Annotated in this window: 21 protein-coding genes and 1 pseudogene; 9 read left to right on the top strand and 13 right to left on the bottom strand. The window is 40.5% G+C overall.

Features of this window, described 5'->3' with window-relative positions:
* Positions 1-142 precede the first annotated feature (142 nt).
* Positions 143-1,429, bottom strand: coding sequence for a hypothetical protein (locus Q0788_RS10010; RefSeq protein ID WP_298810231.1), 1,287 nt, complete (start codon positions 1,427-1,429; stop codon positions 143-145).
* 84 nt (positions 1,430-1,513) lie between these two features.
* On the opposite strand from Q0788_RS10010, the gene Q0788_RS10005 reads away from it, so the two are divergent.
* Positions 1,514-1,723 (top strand): helix-turn-helix transcriptional regulator, encoded by a 210-nt coding sequence (locus Q0788_RS10005; protein WP_298810229.1) that lies wholly within the window; start codon positions 1,514-1,516, stop codon positions 1,721-1,723.
* Positions 1,724-2,342: 619 nt separating this feature from the next.
* On the opposite strand, the gene drt2 is transcribed toward Q0788_RS10005, so the two are convergent.
* Entirely contained in the window at positions 2,343-3,674 is a 1,332-nt protein-coding gene (drt2, locus tag Q0788_RS10000) for an antiviral reverse transcriptase Drt2 (RefSeq protein WP_298810227.1), read from the bottom strand.
* Positions 3,675-4,243: 569 nt separating this feature from the next.
* Here drt2 and hsdR point away from each other — a divergent pair.
* From hsdR to Q0788_RS09980, 4 genes are all read left to right on the top strand, one after another.
* Positions 4,244-6,670, top strand: coding sequence for an EcoAI/FtnUII family type I restriction enzme subunit R (gene hsdR, locus Q0788_RS09995; protein ID WP_298810359.1), 2,427 nt, complete (start codon positions 4,244-4,246; stop codon positions 6,668-6,670).
* Between the two features lie 107 nt (positions 6,671-6,777).
* A complete protein-coding gene (locus Q0788_RS09990) occupies positions 6,778-8,253 on the top strand; it encodes an N-6 DNA methylase (RefSeq protein WP_298810225.1) in 1,476 nt (491 codons plus the stop codon).
* Between the two features lie 2 nt (positions 8,254-8,255).
* The gene (locus tag Q0788_RS09985) at positions 8,256-9,983 is read left to right on the top strand and encodes a restriction endonuclease subunit S (RefSeq protein ID WP_298810223.1); all 1,728 of its coding nucleotides are present in this window, start codon (positions 8,256-8,258) and stop codon (positions 9,981-9,983) included.
* A gap of 112 nt (positions 9,984-10,095) precedes the next feature.
* On the top strand, positions 10,096-10,710 hold the full coding sequence (locus Q0788_RS09980; RefSeq protein WP_298810221.1) for a hypothetical protein: 615 nt from the start codon (positions 10,096-10,098) through the stop codon (positions 10,708-10,710).
* A gap of 121 nt (positions 10,711-10,831) precedes the next feature.
* Here the strand turns inward: Q0788_RS09980 and Q0788_RS09975 are convergent, their stop codons facing one another.
* Complete coding sequence (locus tag Q0788_RS09975; RefSeq protein WP_298810219.1) at positions 10,832-11,515, bottom strand: hypothetical protein; 684 nt, start codon at positions 11,513-11,515, stop codon at positions 10,832-10,834.
* A gap of 331 nt (positions 11,516-11,846) precedes the next feature.
* On the opposite strand from Q0788_RS09975, the pseudogene thyA reads away from it, so the two are divergent.
* Positions 11,847-12,131: pseudogene (thyA, locus tag Q0788_RS09970) on the top strand (thymidylate synthase); the annotation flags it as partial.
* Between the two features lie 64 nt (positions 12,132-12,195).
* On the top strand, positions 12,196-12,768 hold the full coding sequence (locus Q0788_RS09965; protein WP_298810214.1) for a dihydrofolate reductase: 573 nt from the start codon (positions 12,196-12,198) through the stop codon (positions 12,766-12,768).
* 138 nt (positions 12,769-12,906) lie between these two features.
* Here Q0788_RS09965 and uvrC read toward each other — a convergent pair whose 3' ends face one another.
* A complete protein-coding gene (gene uvrC, locus Q0788_RS09960; RefSeq protein WP_298810211.1) occupies positions 12,907-14,751 on the bottom strand; it encodes an excinuclease ABC subunit UvrC in 1,845 nt (614 codons plus the stop codon).
* A gap of 154 nt (positions 14,752-14,905) precedes the next feature.
* On the bottom strand, positions 14,906-16,429 hold the full coding sequence (locus tag Q0788_RS09955; protein ID WP_290176746.1) for a DUF3360 family protein: 1,524 nt from the start codon (positions 16,427-16,429) through the stop codon (positions 14,906-14,908).
* Positions 16,430-16,943: 514 nt separating this feature from the next.
* Here Q0788_RS09955 and Q0788_RS09950 point away from each other — a divergent pair.
* Positions 16,944-17,504 (top strand): DUF4442 domain-containing protein, encoded by a 561-nt coding sequence (locus Q0788_RS09950; RefSeq protein WP_298810206.1) that lies wholly within the window; start codon positions 16,944-16,946, stop codon positions 17,502-17,504.
* Between the two features lie 231 nt (positions 17,505-17,735).
* On the opposite strand, the gene rplS is transcribed toward Q0788_RS09950, so the two are convergent.
* From rplS to rpsP, 4 genes are all read right to left on the bottom strand, one after another.
* Positions 17,736-18,158 carry a 50S ribosomal protein L19 gene (gene rplS, locus Q0788_RS09945; protein ID WP_057761981.1) on the bottom strand — a complete coding sequence of 141 codons (423 nt, stop codon included), beginning with the start codon at positions 18,156-18,158 and terminating at the stop codon, positions 17,736-17,738.
* Between the two features lie 205 nt (positions 18,159-18,363).
* Positions 18,364-19,128 (bottom strand): tRNA (guanosine(37)-N1)-methyltransferase TrmD, encoded by a 765-nt coding sequence (gene trmD / locus Q0788_RS09940; RefSeq protein WP_201569200.1) that lies wholly within the window; start codon positions 19,126-19,128, stop codon positions 18,364-18,366.
* A 77-nt stretch (positions 19,129-19,205) separates the two neighbouring features.
* The gene (rimM, locus tag Q0788_RS09935) at positions 19,206-19,739 is read right to left on the bottom strand and encodes a ribosome maturation factor RimM (protein ID WP_101205950.1); all 534 of its coding nucleotides are present in this window, start codon (positions 19,737-19,739) and stop codon (positions 19,206-19,208) included.
* A gap of 165 nt (positions 19,740-19,904) precedes the next feature.
* A complete protein-coding gene (gene rpsP, locus Q0788_RS09930; protein WP_021812802.1) occupies positions 19,905-20,174 on the bottom strand; it encodes a 30S ribosomal protein S16 in 270 nt (89 codons plus the stop codon).
* 426 nt (positions 20,175-20,600) lie between these two features.
* Between rpsP and Q0788_RS09925 the strand changes: the two genes are divergently transcribed.
* On the top strand, positions 20,601-22,076 hold the full coding sequence (locus tag Q0788_RS09925; RefSeq protein WP_298810202.1) for an ATP-binding protein: 1,476 nt from the start codon (positions 20,601-20,603) through the stop codon (positions 22,074-22,076).
* Between the two features lie 38 nt (positions 22,077-22,114).
* On the opposite strand, the gene Q0788_RS09920 is transcribed toward Q0788_RS09925, so the two are convergent.
* From Q0788_RS09920 to Q0788_RS09905, 4 genes are all read right to left on the bottom strand, one after another.
* Positions 22,115-22,294 carry a hypothetical protein gene (locus Q0788_RS09920; RefSeq protein ID WP_201548390.1) on the bottom strand — a complete coding sequence of 60 codons (180 nt, stop codon included), beginning with the start codon at positions 22,292-22,294 and terminating at the stop codon, positions 22,115-22,117.
* Positions 22,295-22,497: 203 nt separating this feature from the next.
* Entirely contained in the window at positions 22,498-24,195 is a 1,698-nt protein-coding gene (locus Q0788_RS09915; RefSeq protein ID WP_102093131.1) for an ATP-binding protein, read from the bottom strand.
* Between the two features lie 329 nt (positions 24,196-24,524).
* Positions 24,525-25,241: a response regulator gene (locus Q0788_RS09910; protein WP_057761994.1), complete on the bottom strand. Its 717-nt coding sequence runs from the start codon at positions 25,239-25,241 to the stop codon at positions 24,525-24,527.
* Between the two features lie 600 nt (positions 25,242-25,841).
* A complete protein-coding gene (locus Q0788_RS09905) occupies positions 25,842-26,258 on the bottom strand; it encodes a F0F1 ATP synthase subunit epsilon (protein ID WP_057761996.1) in 417 nt (138 codons plus the stop codon).
* Between the last annotated feature and the right edge of the window lie 103 nt (positions 26,259-26,361).

The raw sequence follows: 26,361 nt of genomic DNA, 5'->3' as shown, positions 1-26,361 counted from the left end.
GCTTGGCATATGGCTATCTACTTCTTATTAGTAATAATAAATTTGCTCAGCAAGTCATATAGTCTTTTATCTGGATAATCTTTCTCTTACTGATATGGCTTACTCAGCTGATTTAATTTTATTAAAGATTTAGAAATCGGTATTAGTTGATATTAGAAGCTATTCTGATTGAATAACTAGTACTTATAGTATTTCCTAGAGTTGCATAACTTACTTGCTCTAGAGCTTTCTGAGACCTATATGGACTGAACAGCTCATCAAGAGTGTAATAAAAACCACCATCATTTACTCCGAACATATAATCAAAAAATATTTTTGCCATCGCAGATTGAGGGTGGCTAAAGTTACGACAAGCTATATTGGGAGTCCAACTACCGCTATATAGCTTATCGAAAATTCTCTCGATATTGTCAGAAATAGAGTTTGATGCACGCTTTCTAGTAATATTTGGTTTTTGCACATATGCAGCTGCACTTTCAACCGCTTCATAAATTATATAATGTATGGTCGATACAGAGTATTCAGCTAAACATGCTCTGAGAATGCTAATTAGCTTGTCGCCAATAGGCGGTGCTAGATCGTTCAGTCTTGACCTAGTGATTAGGTAGTTTAAACACTCTCCTAGCTGTACCTTTTCACACCAGCTCTTAAATTGACTATCCGCTACTAGAGCACTGATATTTTTTCTAGATTTAGCGTTTATCGAGATTTTAGTAAGATTCTCAATACTATAAGAAAACTCAAAAATCGCTTGATAGAAATCTACTTCTAACTCTTGTTCTTCGTCGATGGTTACGTATTTGTAGCTATTTTCAGGAGCGAGTATAAGCAGATTTCGCTTAAAGAGATGATGTAGTATCTCTTCATCTAATTTAGAGAACGGTGATAGAGGTAATAATAAATTATCGCGTAGAGAAACTGTAGTTCTAAGATTCTCTACCCCTAAGCTCTCTACTGTCGCAGCAAGTAAAAACCTATCCACATCGTTAAGTGCAGTTAATACAGGGATGTTGGTTAATTGAATATCTCTGTAGTAGTTAATGTATGCTAGAACGTCCTGTTTATACTCTTCTGCCAAACGATCTTGCTTAAGATTATATTCTAAATACTCTTGATTCCTTCTCTCTTGAAACGTATCCCAACAATCATCACACCGCCAACTATCAGGTTTTAATTGAGTAAGCTGTGAACGAGTATGGCAAATCTTAGTTGTACTGCAATCTATGCATTGACAGTCTAGTACGACAAGATGAGCATTTATCTTAACGATACTAGGTATATCTTGATGTCTAAAGTTAAATTCTTGACCTATCTCTCTACAGGTATATATAAATCCACTTCTTTTATCACCTTCTCTTAACCAGTACTTCTCACAGATAAGCTTATTAGTTTCTGTTATATCTGACTGATACTCTAATTTAGTTTTCATGCTCACCTCTCAATACCGACTATATCCCGTGGATATTGTAGCTTACCACTGTGAGTATTGCTATCTTTAGCATTGGTTAATGAAATGACAACAGATGAGCGTATGATTACCTTTGGAAAGCGTGTCCGTGAGGTACGTAAGAGCAAAGGAATATCTCAGGAGAGGCTGGCAGAGATGGCAGGTATCGATAGAAGCTATATGGGAAACATTGAACGTGGTGAGAAGAATATTACATTGAAAAAAGCATATGAGATATGTGATGCGCTAGATATTGGGATACAAGACTTAGTCTGAACTTCTGACTAAATCTTGTGGAATTAGTCATTTTTGAGACTGGATTTGAGTATAAGTTAAGGTTAGATAAATAGCTGTTTAGTTGAATGTTTTGAATATACTTTAATCATAAAGAAAACAGTAGGACAACTACTCAGCCAAAAATAACTTAAAACTCAATACGCATTCAGACAAAACATAAAAGCATTTTAAGTTTCAGAAGTGTATGGTTGTTAGCTTCGATAAATACTATGATTTATCCAATGCTCAATAAACTTTTTTAAAAGTTGAAAACATTATGGCTCAAAATTATAATAGTGTTGATAAGAACGAAATAGAGCACCAAGCCCTTATAAAGTCTGATAAAAATAATCATGCTGTCACTATAAAAGGCAAAGGTAGCTTATTAACGTTAACAGACTCCATTCTCAAGTCAGCAACAGCTGCGCGTAAGGCCAGCCAGTTTTTTAATGTCGGATTGAGTAGTCATTGCTTATTTTCCTGTTATTGAATTATAAGCAGTTACATAAAGTTTAGGAAACTCCCCAAAGCACAATTGATTGAAGAGATTGATTATTTTGAAGCCAATAGTATATAAGTAGTTTTATTAAATGGACGTACCTATGGTTACCGACTAAAACTATGACTTTTTAGCTAAGTATTCATTAAACAGTCTATAGTGTCCTTTCACTTGTCTCTTAACATTATTAGAGTCATGCACATTAGCAACTCTAAAAACATAGCTGATATAATTTCTTTTACCAATATAAGTAAATCTAGTATGAAGCTTTCGCATATACATACTACTTCCATTACGCTGACTAGATTCTAGTCTCTGGTAATGGGAGGTTCTCATTCTGATGGCTTTCCTTAGCTTGCGATTATATCTAGATAGACCAGTCTCTCTTAAGTAAGTGTTCTCACCGTCGAATAACAACCCTAGATACTGAAGCTTACATGGATTGTTATAACTAATACTTCCTGAATTGAAGTTTGAAATTCCGTTTTTGAACTCAATTTCCTGAGTTTTCTTATCATTAATTGGTAGTTTTAATTTATTGATTTCAGCTTTGACTAGTTTTTCTACCTTAAACTTAAGACTTTTATCAAAGATAAAAATCATGTCATCACAGTATCTGAAATACTTACCATCTATTCCTGCTAGATGCTTACTCACTGCTTCATCAAAATCGATCATATAGATATTAGATAGCAAGCCACTCATAGGCGAACCTTGGGGAATGCCTCTGCTACTTTTATTAGTCGTTACTAGACCGTTTTTTCTTATTTTGTCTCGGAATTCTTTGACAGAACATAGTCTATCCAACCGTTTATTTAGAGTTCTAGAATGTAGCGATAAACCCAGCTCTTTATATAGTCCTTTTTTATCCACTGAAGCAAATCTTGTCAAAGACCTATATATTTTGTAGTGATCCTTTGGTAAGTCCTTAGTGGCTAACAAGCGAATCCAGTTGTCTTTCAGAATGCGATGATCAAGATTGTCAAAAAACTTTGTTATGTCATAACAAAGCACTAAGCAATCTTTTTTCTGAGAAATATAATCGAAGACGTTCTTACTAAAGTGTATATTGCACTGAGATACTCTATTGCCATCAATAATCTTCTCAACCTTTCTAAATGCTAGAACAGTATCTTCAAGTGATTTTTCTGCTAAGTAAGACTCATAAGGAATTTCTAAGGATTTAGAGTAATAAGCGTAGATACTACTATCGACATGGCTTGGGTAATTAATCAGCCTGTCTTTAGATGAGATAATGATTTTTTTATTTAATTTTTTAATTTTTTCGTCAACTATGTTGTACGAAATAAAAGGATAAAATGAGTGTTGTTCTATGTTCGAAGGCTTGGTGACGTAGTCATAGAGAAAAGTATAGGAGGGTTTTTCATCGAAGTGTAGATAGTTTCGGTTTTTTTGTCTTTGCTTAAAGAAATTCTGATCAAGCTCTATCATTAGATGTCCTTGCCAACTTAGGAGGGTCAGATGACCGCAATCTTTTACTTCTTATGAAGTACCCCTCCAAAGTCATACGAATATCAAAAGATATCCCTCCTTTCGGCGCAGTCAAACATATCGAAGGAGTCGTGCTATGCTAACACTAATCATTATAAATACTGTTATGCAGTATCTATATCAAGATCATGGACAGGCTCAATTGATACTGATAGTACTATCAGGATTAATTGAGACTGGAGTCCACTGGTTGACATAAGTTTCCATTTAGACAAAATCCTAAATGCTTTACAAGTTTAGCTTAACTTATCAATTTGTCAAATAAACTTTTGTTCTGAAGTATTTTGATGTAGTTCAAAGGCAATTAATTTAGGTTTTCTATTCGATATAGACAAACTTTAAAATCTTTATAGTAACTTTGACAAGCTATTCTATTCAATTGCTTTTGCCTCAAAGGTATCTATCTACTACAAGGTTGACACTCCAATAGGAAAATAAAACACAACATATGTTAAAGTATAAGTTACACCTAACGCTAGCTAGATAGGAAGCCTACTGACATGGCTGGTATCAACAAATTAGAGTTATCCGAAACAGATATTATCAGTAAGTTCATTCTGCCTGCCATTAAGAGTTCAGGTTGGGATGACATGACTCAAATTCGCGAAGAGGTGAAGCTTCGTGACGGTAAAGTTATTGTCCGTGGTCAAATGGCAGTGCGTAAGACGGTCAAATCTGCTGACATTGTTCTATATCACAAACCTAATCTGCCGCTTGCTGTTATCGAGGCCAAAGCGAACAAACACTCTATTGGTAAAGGTATGCAGCAAGCGCTTGACTATGCTGGGCTGCTCGAAGTGCCGTTTGTATTTTCATCCAACGGTGATGGCTTTATTTTTCATGATAAGACTAGTACTATTACCCTCGAAACTGAGATTTCACTAGCAGACTTCCCGACGCCAGCTGAGCTATGGGATAAGTACTGTCAGTGGAAAGGCTATACGCAATCTCAGCTACCTATCATCACTCAAGACTATCATGATGATGGCAGTGGTAAATCACCGCGCTACTATCAACTACAAGCCATCAATAAGACCATAGAAGCCATTTCTCGTGGACAGGATCGCATCCTGCTCGTAATGGCAACAGGGACAGGTAAAACCTACACTGCATTTCAAATTATCTGGCGTCTGTGGAAGGCTAGAGAAAAGAAACGTATCTTGTTTTTAGCAGACCGTAATATTTTGGTCGATCAAACTCGGGTGAATGACTTTCAGCCTTTTAGCTCTGCGATGACCAAAATAGAAGGCCGTACCGTTGATCCAGCCTTTGAGATTCATTTAGGCTTATATCAAGCGTTAACAGGTCCAGAAGAGCATCAGAAAGCCTTTAAGCAGGTTGCACCAGACTTCTTTGACCTGATTGTCATTGACGAGTGCCACCGAGGTAGCGCTGCTGAAGATAGTGCTTGGCGTGAGATATTGGAGTATTTTAATAGCGCTACACAAGTAGGCTTAACAGCGACACCTAAAGAGACTGAAGAGGTATCTAACTCTTATTATTTCGGGGATCCTGTTTATACCTATACCTTAAAACAAGGCATTGAAGATGGCTTTTTAGCGCCCTATAAAGTGGTTCGAATTGATATTGATGTCGATATGCAAGGCTGGCGTCCAACCAAAGGACAGACAGATAAGCATGGCGAACTGATTGAAGATCGTATCTATAATCAAAAAGATTTTGATCGTAGTCTGGTGATTGATGAGCGTACTGAATTGGTGGCTCAGACCATCACAAGCTACCTTGAGCGTACTGACCCAATGGCCAAAACCATTGTGTTCTGTAATGATATTGATCATGCAGAGCGCATGCGCCGTGCTCTGATTAACTGCAATCCCGAGCAGGTCAAAAAGAACGAAAAGTATGTCATGAAAATCACGGGCGATGATGAGTTGGGCAAAGCACAGCTTGATAACTTCATCAATCCAAAGAAACCTTATCCAGTGATAGCGACGACGTCAGAGCTGATGACGACTGGTGTTGATGCCCAAACTTGTAAGCTAATCGTCTTAGATCAAAATATTAAATCGATGACCAAGTTTAAGCAGGTTATTGGCCGTGGTACTCGTATCAATGATAAATACGGTAAGCTATGGTTTACGATTCTCGACTTCAAAAAAGCGACTGAGCTATTTGCAGATGAGCGCTTCGATGGTATTCCTGAACGTATCATGACCGTAACGCCATCGCAGATTAATGAAGGAAGCGTTGAGCTGGACGAAGTGGTAGATGGTGAATCAGACGCAGAGTTAGATATTGCGAATGGTAATGATCTGGCCTACACAACCCAAGATGATAAGAGCAGCTTTAATTTAGGGGCTGGTATGGGTGATGACATAGGTGTCAGTGAACCCGCGAAAAAATACCATGTGAAAGGTGTAGCTGTCCAAGTCATGGCGCAGCGTATCCAGTATTATGATACTGATGGCAAGCTAGTCACCGAGTCCTTTCAGGACTATACTCGCAAAACTTTCACCAAGCAGTTCGCTAGTTTGGATGAGTTTACCAAGCGTTGGAACGATACTGAGCGTAAACAAACCATCATCGATGAGCTGGCAAACGCTGGTATCATTTGGGAAGCATTGCAGGAAGAAGTCGGTGCTGATATGGATCCCTTCGATCTGATTTGCCATGTGGTATATGATCAGCCACCTTTGACCCGTCGTGAACGTGCGAATGAAGTTAAGAAGCGCAATTACTTTACCAAGTATTCAGACACTGCTCAAAAAGTACTGAATGCTTTGCTCGATAAATATGCTGATGCGGGTGTAGAAGAGATCGAAAGCCTAAACGTGCTTAAAGTAAAACCACTTGATCAGCTAGGTAGTCCTATGGAAATTGTCAGAGAAGGCTTCGGTAGTAAACAAGATTATCAGCAAGCCATCAGTGATCTTGAAAGTGAAATCTATTGGGCACCGCCACCTAAACAAGCTTAAGTAACTAGAAAAAATTAGCTACAATCTATATATCTAAGCCTCTTATTGAGGCTTGTTTTATTCATACTGTTTATGAAAAACTATCGTTTATCAAAAAGAGAAACAACATGTCAATCAGTTCAGTTATCAAGTCTATTCAAGATATCATGCGTCAAGATGCTGGTGTCGATGGTGATGCCCAACGTCTAAGCCAGTTGTCATGGTTGTTGTTTCTCAAAATATTTGATGCGCAAGAAGAAGCGCTTGAATTTGAGCAAGAAAACTATAAAACGCCTATTCCTGAAAAATACCTCTGGCGTAATTGGGCAGCTGATCCCGAAGGCATCACTGGTGAGGAGCTACTAGAGTTCGTAAACGATGAAATATTCGTTGAGCTAAAAAACCTGACAGCGCCAGTAGATACCAACCCACGTGGCTTTGTCGTGCGTCAAGGCTTGAGCGATGCCTACAACTATATGAAAAATGGCACGCTGCTACGCCAAGTAATTAACAAGCTCAACGAAGTAGACTTCAATCGTTCAGATGAGCGCCATCTGTTTGGTGATATTTATGAGCAACTGCTACGTGATTTACAGAGTGCGGGTAATGCAGGTGAGTTCTATACCCCTCGTGCCGTGACACGCTTCATCGTTGACCGTGTAGATCCAAAGCTCGGTGAGCGCGTTATGGATCCAGCTTGTGGTACAGGTGGGTTTTTGGCCTGCTCATTTGATCATGTCAAAAACAACTATGTCGAAACTGCCGAAGACCATCAGATACTACAAAAACAAATTTTGGGTGTTGAAAAGAAACAACTGCCGCATTTGCTCTGTACAACCAATATGATGCTGCATGGTATCGAAGTACCCGTACAAATACGCCACGATAACACCCTAAACAAGCCGCTATCGAGCTGGGACAGTGATATTGATGTCATCGTAACCAACCCACCTTTTGGCGGCACTGAAGAGCACGGTATCGAAAAGAACTTCCCTGCTGAGTTCCAAACACGCGAAACGGCAGATTTGTTTTTACAATTAATAATTGAAGTCTTAGCGGATAAAGGTCGAGCTGCCGTCGTGTTGCCTGATGGCACATTATTTGGTGAAGGGGTAAAAACCAAGCTAAAGAAAATGCTAACAGAAGAATGTAATCTGCATACCATCGTGCGCTTACCAAACGGTGTGTTTAACCCCTACACGGGCATTAAGACCAATATTCTCTTCTTTACCAAAGGTCAGCAAACCAAAGATATTTGGTTTTATGAGCATCCTTATCCTGAAGGCGTCAAAAACTATAGCAAAACCAAACCGATGAAGTTTGAGGAGTTTCAGACCGAGATGGATTGGTGGGGTAATGAGGCTGATGGTTTCGCCAGTCGTGTTGAAAACGATCACGCTTGGAAGGTCAGTATTGAAGAGGTCATCGAGCGTAACTATAACCTCGATATCTCAAACCCCTACCAAGGTGAAGTCATTGATTATGACCCTAATAAGCTACTGTCTGACTATGCCAAACAACAACAAAGTATCGATACTTTACGCAGCCAATTAAAAGATGTGCTGGGCGCTGCGCTGTCTGCCAACATGACAGAGGGCGAGTAGCTATGACTGTAAAGAAGAGCGTAGAGATGAGTAAAGACTTAATAAACAAGCCAGAGCAACTAATTACTGAACATATCGATATCTGGACCAGCGCTATATTGGCTAAATCGACTAGTGGGCGTGGCAGCAGTAAAAAGTATGAGCTATACGGCATTACTAAATTGCGTGAGCTAATCTTGGAGCTAGCAGTACGTGGCAAGCTAGTTCCACAAGATGCTAATGAAGAGCCGGCCTCTGTTTTATTAGAAAAACTATCGGCTGAAAAGGCTAATTTGATTGAAAGTGGTAAAGTTAAAAAAAATAAGTCATTACCAAAGGTTTCTAATGATGAAAAATGGTTTTCATTACCGAGTGGATGGAAATGGGTTAGATTTGGCGAATTATTTCAGGTCAAGTCAGGTAATAACTTATCCAAGAATAAAATGAAGGATGGTAATATCCCTGTATTTGGTGGTAATGGAATTACAGGTTATCACAACGAATCGAATGTTGAAAAATCGACAATTGTAATTGGTCGAGTAGGATATTATTGTGGCAGCGTGCATTTAACGCCACCAGAGGCTTGGATTACGGATAATGCTTTTTTTACAACTTATGATGAAAAAATACTTTTCCAAGACTTTGTTATTTGGTTACTGAAAACGATAGATTTACAGGCTAATACTTCTTCTACCGCTCAACCTGTTATTTCAGGAAGTAAAATATACCCAATTGTAATCCCACTTCCTCCAATAGAAGAACAAAAAAGAATCGTCGCTAAAGTAGATGAGCTGATGCTGTTATGTGATCAGCTAGAGCAGCAAACTGAAGCCAGTATCGAAGCTCATACTACGCTTGTAGAGGTACTATTAGCCACTTTGACAGATAGTGCTGACGCTGATGAGCTGGCACAAAACTGGGCAAGAATTGCTGAGCATTTTGATAGCCTATTTACTACCGAGCAAAGCATTGACGCTCTAAAGCAAACTGTATTGCAATTGGCGGTAATGGGTAAGTTAGTTCCACAAAATCCAAAAGATGAGCCTGCGTCGGTGTTGTTAGAAAAGATTGCGGAAGAAAAAGAGCAGTTGATTAAAGAGAAAGTTATAAAAAAAGAAAAGCCTTTACCTGCTATTACAGATGATGAAAAACCTTTTGAGTTGCCGCAAGGATGGACGTGGTGTCGTTTGCCAGAAGTTGGTGAGCTAGCTCGTGGTAAATCGAAACACAGGCCTAGAAATGACCCTACACTTTTCGCAAAGGGTAGTATTCCTCTTGTACAAACAGGTGATGTAGCAAGGGCAGAGAATATTATCGAGACATATACATCTTTATACAATGAACATGGCCTTGCTCAGAGCAGATTGTGGCCTAGAAATACGTTGTGTATAACAATCGCAGCCAACATAGCAGATACTGCTTTGTTAGGGTTTGATGCGTGTTTTCCTGATAGTGTAGTTGGATTTTTAACGTTTGATAAGGCAATGGATATTTCCTATTTTGATTACTACTTGCGTACAGCAAAAAACCATCTTGAAGACTTTGCTCCTTCGACTGCTCAAAAAAACATCAATTTAGAAATTCTAGGCTCTTTATTAGTTCCTTTACCTCCATTAAACGAATTGAATAGTATTGCAAAAAAAGTTGAGGGACTTTTATCACTTTGCGATCAGCTAAAAGAAAAGATACAGCAGTCTCAAGAGACGCAAGTTCAACTTACCGATGCGTTGGTTGACAGGGCTTTAGGATGAATTTTAGTGTTAAGTTAAGATATTGCTCTAAATAAGTTGAGTAAATTGAATTTTTTACTTAGTATTGATGAATTGAAAAAATTCGAATTTAAAAACTATTTAAGGATATCGAATGATTAAGGCGTTGAGTGGTATAGCGTTCATTGGACTGACTGCTATAAGCGTGTCAGGCTGTCAAGCAATGAAAAGCTCCGTTAACTTTGTAACCGATAATATGTATGCTGCCCAATTACCCGAAAGCACATCTACTAAATTACAAGTAGTGACTGGATCAGGTGGTTCCTTTAATGTCACACCAAACTCTAGTAAGTACCGAAGTTCAACCAAACTAGGGGCTGGCGTTCTATCTATGTACGGGTCTTCAGAATCCTCTAAACTCCCAATGCAAGGGTTCACTGATAAAGAGAAAAGACTGATATATGATAATAATTTAAATATGACCAAGCCTACTGATAGAGAAAAACAACGCTATAATTTAGAAAGCGGTAGTACTGCAGGTTTTTCTATCACTGAGAGATATATTACTCCCAATCAGCCTATATCATTTAAATTTAGAGGTTACGATTCCTTTGGTAATTGCACTACCTATGGCACTTTCACGCCTGACGCGAATAGCAACTACCGCTTAACAGGAGTATTTGGCAGAAAGTGTGTCATCATGTTAGAAAAATTATCAAAAGATAGCCGTGGTAACACTACAATTCAAAGCATAGGTTTTGACGACTAATCTCAGGTTTTTTAAAATATAATTACAGATTGATATTGTTTTAACGCAAAAATCCGACTTCGAGTCGGATTTTTTTATGCATGTGTATGTAAGGCTCAAACTTACAGTACTCGATCTGTCCTCACTCCCTCCATTCTACAGATCCATCTTCATATCTGTATCCATGCGTTCCTGTACTATGATCCACGAAATTACCATCACCTAGATCTGTTTCGTGCTGTATCTGATTACCAGAGAAATAATTATTGCGAGACAATCCCAAATTATTCGGAGGATCAGTTGGAGTCTTGTCATGCCAAAACTCTGTATCCTCATCAAGCGAAGGATCTATATTTTGTCCAACCCCATACCCCATATTATCATTGAACAAATGAGTTGAGTTCTGGCCAAGACCAGATGATGTATTCGATTTTTCAAACATCCGATACACATGTGGATCACATTGATATCGGCTTATAGGTGTATGAGGCAGATCTTCATAAAATACACATGATGAATATTGCTCTTCAATAAAATCTTCAACAACATAAGTTATCTCATTGGGATTTAGAAAAAAGCACTCACTCTTACTGCCAGTACTAAAGTGAAGCAGTCTTCTATCAGAAAATATGGATTCAACACGACTTAATAGTTTCGTCTCTATCTCATGAACATCACCTCTAACAATATTGTAAGCTGTATAAATAAAGTACCCTGGGTTTTGAGATGAAGTATGCCGTGTGTTAAGGCCACGAGTTGTTTTACCAATTTTTGACCATTCGTTTCTATAGATATCAGCTCCGATATATATCCAATCATCGCTCATAATGCATCCTTATTATGATTCGGTATTTAGTTTAGAGTATATCACTACCCTAATAATACCGCCTTGTGCCATGACCGATGAGCTTATGGCTATTTGTGATCAGCAGTTGATCGGGTTTTAGTATTGAGCTAAGTGTTTTATATGTCTTGATAAGATATAATATCTCTTATCAAGATATGCACTCGGTAAATTAGATAATGTTGGTATTACTTCTAAGGACAACTGACTGATTACATAGTCCGTAGTGTGCATAATTAAAAATGCACAGTCAGAATATAATACTCTACACTAGAAAATAAAACGACTTGTGCATAAATTAGGGGTTGTAAAATTCCTAGGCGTGCCTTTTAATATTGCGAGCTATGCGCTATTGACTCATATGATCGCGCAGGTATGTGGTCTAGAAGTTGGAGAGTTTGTCTGGACAGGTGGTGATTGCCATATCTATCAAAACCACCGTGAGCAGGCCGAGCTACAGTTGACACGCTCGCTATATAAACTGCCGACATTGTCTTTGAACCCTGAAGTAAAAGACATATTTGCGTTTGAATACGAAGACATTAGTGTCAATGACTATGAATCGCACCCTGCTATCAAAGCAAAAGTCGCCGTATAAAGTTAGTCTGATTAACTACACTAAATAAGAGCAAGATTTAAAAATACAATAAAAAGGATATATTATGAGCTATGCCCATACCGAAGTTGCCCAAATCGCTGCTATTAGTAGCAATCGCTGTATCGGCAAAAACAATGAGCTACCGTGGCATATCTCAGCAGATTTGCAACATTTCAAAAGCATGACGACCAAAGAAAACGATAGCAAGATTCAAGGTATCGTGATTATGGGTCGTAAGACATTTGAGTCGATGGGTAGCAAACCATTACCCAAGCGCGTGAGCTTCATTGTCACGACACAGATGGATTATGCTGAGACAAAAGGTCTCGCAGATAGCAGCAACGCCTATGTGGTACACAACCTAGACGATGCTCTGACACAAGCAGCTAGCCTTGCTCATGGCGCGCATCTCGATACGATTTGGGTGATTGGCGGTGAGCGAGTATTTAGTGACGCTCTGATGTACACCGACCGTATTGAGCTGACTCATGTAGATACTGACATTGCTGACGGCGATGCATTTTATCCTGAGTTTCCAGAACGCTTTAAAGTAGCAGACGAGTCTGAGCAGATGCACGATGAAAAAAGTGATTTAAGCTTTAAATTTACGACTTATAAAGTAGAAACTGATAAATAGTAAAAGCCTATTAAAAAAGGGGCAGTCTTGGATAATTTTACTTATCCAAGACTGCCCCTTTTTTTGTTTAATCTTCACACAGTCTTATTTATAGTCAATTAATAAAATAAAAACTGATCCTTGATAACATCTAATCCATTACTCATGCAATACCTTGTACACCGTTTTTGCGAGGACTGGTCCGATACCTTGTACACCTGACAACTCCTGCTGTGAAGCGCCAAGCAGCTGCTGCATACCACCAAAGTGATTGAGCAAGTCACGACGACGTTTTTCACCCAGTCCCGGTATTACCTCTAGCACTGATGATGAGCGACGCTTATCGCGTTTTTTACGGTGAGCGGTAATCGCAAAACGATGCGCCTCATCACGAATATGCATCAGTAAGTGCAATGCTTTGCTATCCATTGGCAGATCTAACGGCTCATGATCGATAAAGTGCAATACCTCAAGCCCAGCCTTGCGCCCTTCCCCTTTTGCCACACTAATGAGCAAGGTATCGCCAAGAATACCCAATTCAGTTAATACTTCTTTAGCAATGCCAAGCTGACCTTTACCACCATCAACCAATAGCAAGTCTGGCAATGGTTGTTTCTTATAACGTCGAGTCAGCACTTGTTTCATCGCTGCATAGTCATCGCCGCCTTGGATATCATGGATAGCATACTGACGGTAATCGCGACGACGCGAGCCACCTTGGTCAAACACCACGCAGCTGCCAATGGTCGCTTCACCCATTGTATGAGAGATATCAAAACACTCAATGCGATCAATCGTCCGATCGGTGACAGTCGCCAATACGTCTTTTAGTGCACCAAATCGTGCATGCAGCTCTAGATAATCGCCAAGCTTAGTTTTTAGTGCATTACTGGTATTCAATGTAGCTAAGTCCAGCCACTCTGAACGGTGCTCACGCACATTGGTCTTGATGACTACTTTATTACCGAAATGCGTTGCCAATGCTTCACTCACTGCCACTTGATCTGGTATCTGATGGCTCAATATGATTTCAGCGGGCAAATCATCGGTCACTTGGAAATAAAATGACGTAATGAAGGCTGATAAATTGTCTGCTATCGACTCACTACTATCCACATCTGGGAAATAATTTTTTCCACCCAATACACGGCCGCCACGTACCGTTAGCACGTTCACACAGGTCATGCCAGCCTGACTAGCAATGGCAATCACATCTGCCTCACCTTGTACGGTATAGACCGCTTGCCTTGCTTGTACTTCACGCAACATGGACAGCTGATCGCGATAAAATACTGCTTTCTCAAAATCTAACGCTTCAGCTGACGCTTCCATCTTTTCAATCAGCGTACTATGAATATCACTAGAGTCGCCCTTTAAAAAACGGATGGTGTTATTCACATCTTCTGCGTACTCTTCTGGCGATACCAAACCGACACAGGGCGCACGGCAACGTTTGATCTGATACTCAAGGCAAGGACGCTGACGCTGCTTAAAAAAGGTATTGGTACATTGACGCATTTGAAACATCTTCTGCATCAAGACCAACGTTTCTTTTGCCGCATGTGCAGAGGGAAACGGGCCAAAGAATCGACCCTTCTGGTGATTGCCTTTGCCGCGGCCGTAAGCCAAACGTGGATAAGGCTTATCGGCTGAGATAAACACATAAAGATAGGATTTATCATCACGCAGCAGCACGTTATAGGGCGGTCGATGTTCTTTGATTAGATTCTGTTCAAGCAACAGCGCTTCGGTTTCACTACGCGTAATGATAGTCTCAATATTGTGAATCCGTGCCACTAGCGCCCGTGTCTTTGGATGATCTATCGTTTTGGCAAAATAGCTATTTACCCGACTTTTTAGCGACTTAGCTTTACCAACGTATAATATATCGCCGTTTTTACCCAGCATCTTATACACTCCTGGCAAGTTAGGCAGGCGTTTAATCAAATGCTTAAGACGGGCTTTTTTATCATCGATAGGACTCGATTCTGAGACATTAACCATAGAATTTATTGCTCTTAAAAATCTTAGTAATATTGCTAGTTATGGGGCGGGAGTCATTGTTTTACAAGCCAATTGTTATCGCAGTGCTACCCATAAAAAAGCCAGCTTTCGCCGGCTTAGTTTGTTCTATTATCGTTTATGCAATAACCTACTACTAATGACGGAAGTTTGCCATCAGTGCTGGAATACCCGGCAGCATACCAACGATAGCCATCACGCCTGTCAGTACCACAAACATAATACCTGGTATGATCCAACGGCTCATTTTAGTCAAATTGGCACTACGTTCTTTAGAGCCAATCAAGCCCAAGTTATCAAGCAACAACGTGAGCGACCAACCAAAGGCTGGGTTAACCAATGCCGACGCGAATACCACGATAGCAGCAGACTGTGTAGTTTTACCTTCACGCGTCATCTCCATACCAGCTTCAAGTAGTGGAATAAATACCCCAACGATCAAGGCCACACACATCACTGGCTGCCAAATGGCCAAATCCATCGGATAGCCCCAAACTCCTGCGATAATACAGAATAGAGCCGTCAATAAAGCGCCGGCAGGAATCGGACGTTTAGCAATCGCTGCAGGAACAATATACGTTCCCCACGATGACGCAAAGTTAGCACCGCCCAATACAGAGCCGACTACCTGACGAAATGAAGCGCTAGTCATGGTGTCATCGATATCCATAAGCACTTTTTCAGTACGCTTAGGATAGCTGATTTTTTGGAATACTTGATGGCCCAAGAAATCTGGCGACCACATCGCTACGGCCAAAATAGCAAACGGCAGTACTACAATGAAGCTTTCAATCGTCGGCAGACCTAACATCCAACCTGTGTTTTCGCCCCACCAATACATTGGATTCATGTTTGGTAGACCTGGCGCTGTTTTGAACTCAAAAGGTGCACCCAATGCAAATGCAAGACCACCACCTAACACACAGCTTAGCGGAACCGCGAGCCAGCGTTTTTGCCAATGTTCAAGCAGTGCATATAGCAGGATAGTCGCCAGAATAATAAAGAAAGCGATATGTGACATGCCAATCCCTTCTGCCCAAGCAAATAGATTTTTGACCTGTGAGGTAGTTCCGATAAAGCCCAAGTAAATCAAGAGGCCACCGCACACACCCTTACTGGTCAAATTAGCCAGCAAACTCCCCCCTTTACTAATCGCGAGGAGCAGACCAAAAGCACCGATAAGCAAACCAAAGGCCATCGGGTGCCCACCAGCTGCTACCACAATAGGAATCAGAGGGATTAGTGGGCCGTGAGTACCAGCGAGGTTGGCCGTCGGCAGTAGAAATCCCGAAAATAAGATAATAAAGAAGGAGACGATCAATAGCTCGTAGCGCACGTTTTCTAGAACAAACGCATCACCTAAGCCGAGTGGACCTGCAAAGGTTGCTGCAATGGCGCCCACCATAACAACTTTACCGATGGTCGCGGCCATTGCTGGAATAGTATCTTCGTATTCAAAACGGTAATCACGGAATGGTAAATTAGGACGCCAGCGTTTCGGCTGCATGATTTGTAATTCATGGTTTAAGTAAGCGTCACGACTGTCGAAACTAGAACTGGGCTTATGCAAATCTACATAACTGCCTTGTACTTGATTGTCGTGGTTTATGTTCGAGGTCGGCGTATTAGACCCTGAAGAGGGGGTCTGAGGGTTACTCATCACATTTCCTTGTGTCGATTACGTCTTTGATTGACTACACACGCTCTGCTCTAATGTCATAGACCAAAGCGCCTATTACAAACTGCGAACTATTGTATGCCAAGACTTGATGAAATGCGAACCTAAAACCATTTAAAGATACTATGTATCTCATTATAATATATAAACTAAAGTTTCTATTTAGGACAAAACTGACCTTGATAGAAAACCATGAGGAAAAAATCTCTCTGTTATAGACTTTGAATTAGGATAAACGACCGTTTTATTGATAATGATTTACATCTAGATGATTTTTTATCACATAGATGAATAGCAAAGATAGTTATAATAAATAACGATTGTTACCTGTAAGTGGGCATAAATATGTCATTTTGGTTACGCTTTAGAGCTAGCGGGCTGAGTACTTTTTAATTATGATAAATACTTTTTATTGATTTATTTCTCAGTGATACTGTTTAAAATCGCGTTATTGATACAATCAAAAAATTGAGAAAAAAGGCAACAGGACAAGTTTATGAGCGTATTACCTACCAACCTTGAGACTTTGAAACGTCGGGCCAAGCAAAGCATCATGCCATTGCTGACACCGCATTTATTAAAGCTGCGCCTTAATACTTATGCACCATACATTGGCGCAGGTATCAAAATCGATCATATCAGTCTCGATCAGGGTTTGTGCGTGGTCAGCATGGGACTAAACACTCTGAACAAAAATATCGTCGGTACCCAGTTCGGTGGTAGCTTATATTCAATGGTTGACCCTTTTTATATGCTTATGTTGATGCATCAATTGGGTAGCAATTACGTAGTGTGGGACAAAAGCTCACATATTGATTTCGTTGCGCCTGGCAATAGCAAAGTCACTGCACGCATGAAAATACCTAGCTCTGAAATCATTACCATTCAAAAGCTGGCAAAAGAAGGCGAAGCGGTATTTCGTGAATATAAAGTCGATATCGTTGATGAGCAGCAAAAGCTAATCGCAACCGTCACCAAGACTTTATACATTAGACTGCGCAAATACAGTAAGTCCAAAGAGCAAGTCAACCGTATCGATACATTTGATGCTCAATAAACTTTGGCTGATAACTGATAATTGATAGTATTAGAGCTAATAAAACTTAAATTATTAATGCTATACATACAAAAACCCCAATCTAGCTCTCGCATAGATTGGGGTTTCGTCTTTTTTGGTATGGCCCGCTTATTTATAAATAAACCTATGAATAAGGGCTTGTATCTACTATTACCTTGTCTTGAGACAATCCTAAAATTATAAGACTAACTCAAAACGGCAAACTTGTGCTTAGATACCAGGTGCAGTATCAACTGCATCAGGTACGCCAGCGTCAGTTTTTTTCTTAGCAACTGGACGAGCACCAAGTTTTTCGCGGATACGTGCTGATTTACCAGAGCGCTCACGTAAGTAGTATAGTTTCGCACGGCGAACAGCACCGCGACGTTTCACTTCGATGCTCTCGATGATTGGTGAATGCAATTGGAATGCACGCTCAACGCCAACGCCGCTTGAGATTTTACGTACGGTAAACGCTGAGTTTAAACCGCGGTTACGCTTAGCAATTACAACGCCTTCAAAAGCCTGTAAACGCTCACGCTCACCTTCACGTACTTTTACTTGTACCACAACGGTATCGCCGGGTGCAAAGCTTGGGCGCTCAAGCAATTGAGCGTTTTCGATGACCTGAACCAATGGATGCTTGTTGCTCATGAGAGTTATCTCCTCACATTAGATAATAGAGGCTTGACGCATATCACCTGTTTGTAATAATTAATCGCATCTCTTTATAGTGAGACACAACGTAAATGGGTTATAACCAACGGCCACTATGCGATGACTCGTTTTATTATTGCTCAAAATTCTGTTTCTTAACTGTTTATCAAACTTCGTAACGATAAAGTCAGATTCTAAAAATCTACTTTTTATCTGCTTTGGCCAATGCTTTCAACCACTTCGCTTGCTCTACCGTTGGGGTAAACGCTTGCCATAAGTCTGGACGACGCGTTTGCGTACGACTGACTTGCTGACTAAAACGCCACTTAGCGATATTAGCATGGTGACCTGAAAGTAATACCTCAGGAACCGCCATACCCGCAAACTCATGCGGCTTAGTATAGTGTGGACAGTCAAGCAAGCCATCGACAAAAGAGTCTTGCTCCGCTGACATGTCATCACCCATGATATCAGGCAGACGACGTATCACACTATCCATCAGCACCATTGCTGGCAACTCGCCACCAGTCAACACGTAATCACCTAACGATACTTCCATATCGACGTATTGTGACAGTAAACGCTCGTCAATACCTTCATAACGACCGCATAATAAAATCATGCCATCGTAATCAGTCATATTGACTACGCTACTCTCACTAAGCGTCTGTCCTTGCGGTGACATATAAATCACCGGACAGTGCTCACTATCGACACGGCAACCATGTTGACTGGCACGCAATCGTGCATCCTCAATGGCTTTCGATAATGGCTCAGCCATCATGACCATTCCAGGACCACCCCCATAAGGGCGCTCATCAATACGGCGATAGTTATCGGTGGTATAATCACGTGGATTAATGCATTCAATCGTAACTTGCTCTTGAGTCACTGCTCGGCCCGTGATTCCAAACTCACGAATCGTGGCAAACATCTCAGGAAAAATACTAATTACGGCAAAATACATCTGATGTCTACTTGCGTTAAGGCTAAAACAATCGGTGTAAGTACTAATAATGTCTGACTAAAAAGCCAGAAACGCTATCAGTAATCACTCGGCCATGCCACAAGCACTGTTTTTTCAGTCATATTGACTTCTATTACAGTTTGCTTATGCCATGGAATCAGGCGTTCTTCATTGTCTAAACTGTCTGAATTTGCCGTTACACGCATGATGTCATGGGCACCGGTTTCAAACATTTCAGTGATATTACCTAGATACTCATCCTGCTCGTTCATCACGCGCAGACTGACCAAATCCGACCAATAATATTCGTCTTCAGCTGTTTCAGGTAGGACGTTTTGTTCGACCCAAACGGTAACACCGTTCATAGTCTCAGCAACATTACGATCAGGAATCTGCTCAAATTGAGCCACAATTCCTGTTCCTTGCTCACGCCAAGCCTTCACAGTTAAAGGTTTCATGCCAGTGGCAGTTTTCATCCACCACGGCTTCATGTCGAATATCGCTGTACGGTCATCCGTATCACTGAATACCCAAAGCCAGCCTTTAATGCCGTAAGGCTTCTTAAGCTGACCAATTTTCATAAGGGCACTAGCGTTTGGAACAGATGACATAGCAGCTAACCTAACAATGATTAAAACAGCAATTGCAAAAACAATTGCGTCAAAAGCGATAAACAGTTAATGGCGCACCCTGGTCAGACCAGTTACGCTATGTATTCTAAAGTCTACTGAGTCATGTCATAGTTTTGCTACGAACGTCTCAGTAAAAACCAAAACTTAAGCAGTTGCTTCAGTTTGAGCTGCAGACTTGTTGTAAGCTTTTGCTAATGAAGCAACGCGATCTGAAGGTTGTGCACCTTTTGCGATCCACGCATTGTACGCTTCCATGTTTAGGCGTACTGCTTCTTCAGACTCTTTAGCGAGTGGGTTAAAAAAGCCGATGTTTTCAATATAGCGACCGTCACGCGCGCGGCGTTGATCAGCAACAACTACTTGATAAAATGGGCGTTTCTTGGCACCGCCCCGTGCTAAACGAATAACAACCATGTGAATTCTCTCTTTCGCAGGTATACCAAAAAGGGCATAATTATATCACAGTCTTTATTTGTTGAAAACATAAACTGTGCATATTTAATTATTTATTAACAATAGCTTAAATGATGACCTAAGTAAAATATAACTGATGATAATGGCTTATTTTTAAAGTTTTTCTTTAGATTCTATAGATTACTATTGCTCTCTCTGAAAAATAGATGATTGCTAAATACATTTATCCTTAAGCTTAACTTTATATCTACTCCAATAACTATTTGGCTCGCTCGCCGATTGCATACTGTATCAGTACTATTTATTGATTATGCTATTCTATGATATATCGCTATAGATTGATGCACGGACTAGCTTTAAGGCAATCGTATTTAGAGAGCTACACGCTATATCACACTAACTTTTCTTTTACTCTGTTGGACACATATGATCTCTCCAAACCCAAAGCCGCGTCGTAAAGGTTGGCTGCCACGCTCTTATTCCAACACTTGGCTAACGACCTTGATGGTTGCCTTTATCGTGCTTATTAGTGTGAGCTTATCAATTTTATTCTTTTGGCGCAGTCTGTATCTGCCAGAGCTAAAAAACCATGCACGTTATTTGACGAGTGAGTTGCAACTGATCAATAGCGTTAATAAAGACTGGCAAGGTCGTCCCGAAGTACGTCAATGGATTTACCAGCACTCTCATGTCGTCGTGGTAAATAACCCCAGCGACTTTCCAGAAGTCGCTGACAAGCCATTTGTAAGCTTTTTTACGGACGTACTACAGCGTGAAATCGGTGCGCAGCTCGGTCGCCCTGTAGAGGTTTATTTTAAATTTAAGCCTACACCGCAGCTATGGGTACAAGATAGCCGTGATGACAGTTTTTGGGTGCGTGAGCCTGTGGTTTACTATTCACAATATAGCCCGACATTACTGGTGCTATTTTTGATTGGACTGCCTATCCTATCGTTACTCACGATTATTCTATTAGCGCGTCAGTTAAATCGCCCGCTACGCTACCTACAACGGGCGGCTACTAACTATATTCGTCTTGGTCATGCAACCACACTGCCCACTCAGAAAGGCCCCACAGAAATACGTCAAGTTAATATGGCGTTTAACCGACTGTTTACGACATTGAATCAAGCGCAAAAAGAGCGAACCATTATGCTCGCCGGCATCTCACACGATCTGCGGACGCCGTTGACACGTATGCGCTTAACCGCAGAAATGCTACCAGATGATTTTTTCCGTGAAGGGCTGATTTACGATATTGAGGATATGGATGCCATTTTGGAGCAGTTCATCTCGTTTATGAAAGACGGTTCTGATGAGCCAGTCAGTTTGACCAATCTAGACACTATATTTAATGAAATCATGGTGCAGTTTGCGCCAATGAAGTTTGTATATGAGTCAGAATGCGACAAGGTCGTTCCCGTACGTCCATTATCCATCAAGCGTCTGATTATCAACTTGGTCAACAATGCCAATCGTTATGGAAAGCCACCTATTTATTTATCGGCTACGGTTATACCGACATTTATCGAAACTATCGAAGACGAAGATACAGATGTGGTCAGCGAAAATGTGGTGAACAAAGAAGCTCAGGAACAGTTAGTGATTTGTGTACGAGATTGCGGTGATGGCGTCGCCGACGATCAATTAGAGCGGATTATGCAACCGTTTGAACGTGGAGAGACGGCACGGACTACCCAAGGTAGCGGACTAGGTCTTGCGATTGTTGATCGTATTGCACGGTTACATCACGGTACCGTTGAAGCCATTAACCACCCTGAAGGCGGGCTACAAGTATGCGTACGTATTCCTCTACTCTCTAAAGTCGCTGGAGATACTACGTTAGCGGCTGACGTAGAAGAGGTATCTGAGGTAGACAGTACAGAGCCAGATTTAAAATAGCGATGAGACTTCAATCTGAATAAGCAAAGATATCAAAGCTAGTCTTTGCTACCAATAGCCGGCGGGATATACTCAGCACTGTTAGTAAAAGCTAATGGCTGGGTAATTTCAGCCTGAGCTGCTTGTAGTGTTTGGGTCGTTGACGGCTGTTTTAAGAATAGATAATAGCCTAGCGTAATCGCATTCAACACTACCAAGCCACCAAATAAATATGGCATCCTATGCCTCCTATGACATTGTCCAACTGTCTTAAAAATAGCGACGAGCGCGTCACCCAGCTATAAAGCTGTATCCTGTTATAACATTAAGATGACGCTTATTCTCTTTAACAACATGACTAATAATTATGGCGTATTCTCATGATTTAGTCTGATGATTTAGCTTGATAGCTTGCTCTTATAGCTTAGCCCTATAACTTGGTCTAATCTGACAACTTAGTATCGAAGTCGCGCTCGCTTTTCTCTTGCGTCAATTCATCAGCAGCAAGAATCTGAGTCAATGGTTTAATAGGCCATGTCATCACAAACCTTGCACCGCCTAACTCACGACTCTCATCTACTTTCATACTACCATTAAACCAAAATGCAATGCGCGATACAATAGACAAGCCTAGTCCATAGCCACCTGACGCGCGTGTACGGCTGTCATCTAAGCGTGAGAATGGAATAAACACTTTTTCGCGATCTGCCTCAGGAATACCATGTCCATCATCTTCGACACTGACGAAGGCATTGCCTTTTTTGACACCTGCACTAATGATAATGGTTGTTTCTGCATAGCGTAACGCATTACCTGCAAGGTTTTGAATCACACGGTGTAAGTAGCGTCTATCCGCAACTGCTGTGACTTTTGCATTCGGCAAACTGGTTACTATTTTGATAGGTTTACCTAGCGCATTGGTTTCGCGCTCGATCTGCTCTAACAGCTCTCTTAAGTTTACTGGTTCTAAATCTAACTTTGGTGACCCTTCCTCAAGCTTAGCATAGGTCAAAATCTCATCAATCAAACCATTAAGCGATTCAATATCTTCATCAATATAGTCACGCTGCATAAAACGTGAGTCTTCGTCATCCGTATCAGCAAGCATATCTACCGCAAATCGAATACGAGCCACTGGCGTACGCAGCTCATGTGAGACCGCTCGGGTAAGCTCGCGCTGTGATTCAATCAAACGCTTAATATGCGAGGTCATGGCATTAAAAGTCGCTGACAAACGCGCTATTTCATCTTGACCAATAACCTGTACTTGAATATCAAGGTTACCTTGACTGACCTCATTCACACCTACCTGAATCAATTGTAACTTACGTTCAAGCGGGAAGATGAGCGCATATACACCTAAGCTAATTAGGAACATGCTGATAAGAATCATACTAATAATTAAGTTAAGCGGGAACCAGTTAAATAACGGTATAGGCCCAATTAAAATTGCCATATCATTGATTTCAGAGGGCACTATTACCCTGATCGCAGAGTTACTCGTACTACTGTTAGTATCTTGCAACGATATGACAACTTCGTCACGGCGCAGACGAGACATCTGATCTGAATCTAACTCAAGTGTATTGACTGCTTTAAACGCTAAAGGGAAAGAAAACTTCTTCTCCAATTCAGCCAAACGTGCGCGCTTGTCCGACAGTGTCATGTGATAAGACAAATCATCTAATAAAAAGACCGCGATTGCCCGCACTTGCTGTTCGGTAACTTGAGAGATTCTCGCTGTTAACACACTCTTATTATCCGGCAAGCGATAATAAACATCTGCATATACAGGCTGGTTAAAATAACGCACAACGGTATTATCATTTTTAAAGCGGCGTAGCTCACTGGCACTAAAATCTACTTCATCAATAGGCAAGACTTTGAAAGTAGTACCAAACAAACTACTCGCATCTGATAACCAATATTCACGCTCTTCTTCGCTATTTTGGTGAGAGATTCCTTCACTCACCAAATGAAATGCCCCCATTGCCATATTTTCACGATAGGACTGCACACGCTCCTTATTGATGGTATCCATCAATAACTGCGCAAAGAGTGCCACACACAAACAGACTATAAGTAGCCCAGCATAGATACGAACAAAAATACTGTGTTTTAAAGAAGAGACTAATGACATACGTGCCGTGACCAACTTAATAAATAGAGATTGCTAATATCATCAAACATATAGATAGTGCTATGTGTTTAATGATATCGAGCATGATCGAATAGGGATAGACTTTAACTTTGACTTTTAATTACCGCACTTTAATCCATATGCAGCGATCATCCAAAGACTTATATGTATGACATATATTTAGTCAGCGTCTATAATAATGGCTTAATTAAACCACATAACACTGCATTTAAGTTTAAAAATTAAAATTTAGCCACAAAAAAACCAGCATCGTTGCTGGTTTTTTCGAATAGTGATTAATAATTAATCAACCTATAGAAGCAACAATATTAGTTGCCTTCTTTTACGAATAGATAGCCTTTACTACGTACGGTCTTAATACGCTTTGGATTTTCTGGATCATCACCGATTTTTGGACGAATACGTGAGATACGTACGTCAATTGAACGATCTTGACCATCATACTCAATACCGCGTAGACGCTCAAAGATATCTTCACGAGACAGGATACGACCTGCATTAGAAGCAAGCAACCATAGTAAATCATATTCAGCACTGGTGAAATCAACCAACTCATCACCTAGGTTAACTGAACGACCACCATTGTCGATGACTAACTCGCCAAACTCTAGACGTTGTGGCACATCTTCTGATGGTGCATTTTCTGAGCGGCGCAGTAGCGCGCGAATACGTGCAAGCAATACACGTGGCTGAGCAGGCTTGGCAACATAGTCGTCAGCACCCATCTCAAGACCCAATACCTGATCCATGTCTTCAGTACGTGCAGTCAACATCAAAATTGGATTTTGATAATGTGGACGCACCTCACGGCATACGGTCAAACCATCGCTACCAGGTAGCATAACATCCAGTACAACCATATCTGGTTGCTCATTGACGATACGGCGAATAGCACGATTACCATCAGTTTCAATTGCCACTTCTAAACCATTTTTGACCAAGTAATCTTGAGTCAACATGGCCAGGCGCTCATCATCTTCAACAATCAAGATTCGGGGGGTGTTGTCTTCTTCATTGGTTGTCATTGTTATATCCTCTAATACATCTAATTTAAAAGCAGTAAAAGTAAGAGCGGTAAAATTAATAGCACCATATAGTGGCACAATTTATGTTCGTATAGCTGTTACAAACTTGGTAGCACAGTATACTATTAAATTATCAGCTTCCTATACTATAGCTGATAGTCGGTAACAAAACCTATAAACTACCCCTATCAAAACTTTAGTTTGCGTCCAGAAATTACGTCAATTACTTCGTTAGTACATCGCAATTTGTATTATCTATCGGTTGCTAATTACCCAAACCATAGAGCCAACGTTATCGCGTACAGTTACTGCTCGTTGCTTATAATACGTTATGTCTAATATAACCATATATTAACGTTGTCGCCAGTGTCTTTTTAAGAAAATTCCAATAGGCGATGATTCATTGATAATAAAAGATTTTTCCTAAGAATGAATTGAGCTGCCACAAATACTATCCAAGTAATAACCGTGTGTATTTACCCCAGAACAGTTAATTTCATAATGAATAGACATAAAAAAACAGCCCATATAATGGACTGTCTTTTTATTATTACTTTTAGCGATAACTCTAAATGATTAGCTAGAGCTATCAGTAATAAATTACGCGCGGTTTTTGTACTTACGAATAGTCTGTAATTGTCCTACTGACTCTGCAAGCGAGGCCAAAGCCGCATTGGTTTGTAGCGTATCAGACTGGTTAACTAGCATTTGCTCAGCTTTTTTACGTGCTTCGACGATTTTGCTTTCGTCAAGATTGTGTGCACGCATGGCTGTATCAGCCAATACCGTAACCATCTTAGGCTGTACTTCTAGTACACCGCCTGAGACGTAAATTACTTCTTCTTCACCGTTTGGTGTTTGCACTCGCATTGCACCTGGCTTTAGCAAAGTAATAAGCGGTGTGTGACCTGGCAATACACCAATCTCGCCTTCGGTACCAGTAGCTATTAACATGCTAATTTCGCCTGAATACAACTCTTCACGAGCACTTACGACGCGACATTGTAACGTTGCCATACTTAATTCCTTACCATCAAAGCGCGATCAAAAAACAGTAAAACTGCGATGCGTTACTGAAGAGTAGATACAAGGTTTATATTATATCTACTCGTTAGCTTAT

It is taken from the genome of uncultured Psychrobacter sp. (genome assembly GCF_947500265.1).
Taxonomy (GTDB): Bacteria; Pseudomonadota; Gammaproteobacteria; order Pseudomonadales; family Moraxellaceae; genus Psychrobacter.
Note: the sequence above shows the minus strand (reverse complement) of the source record. Positions and strands in the feature narration are given on the sequence as shown.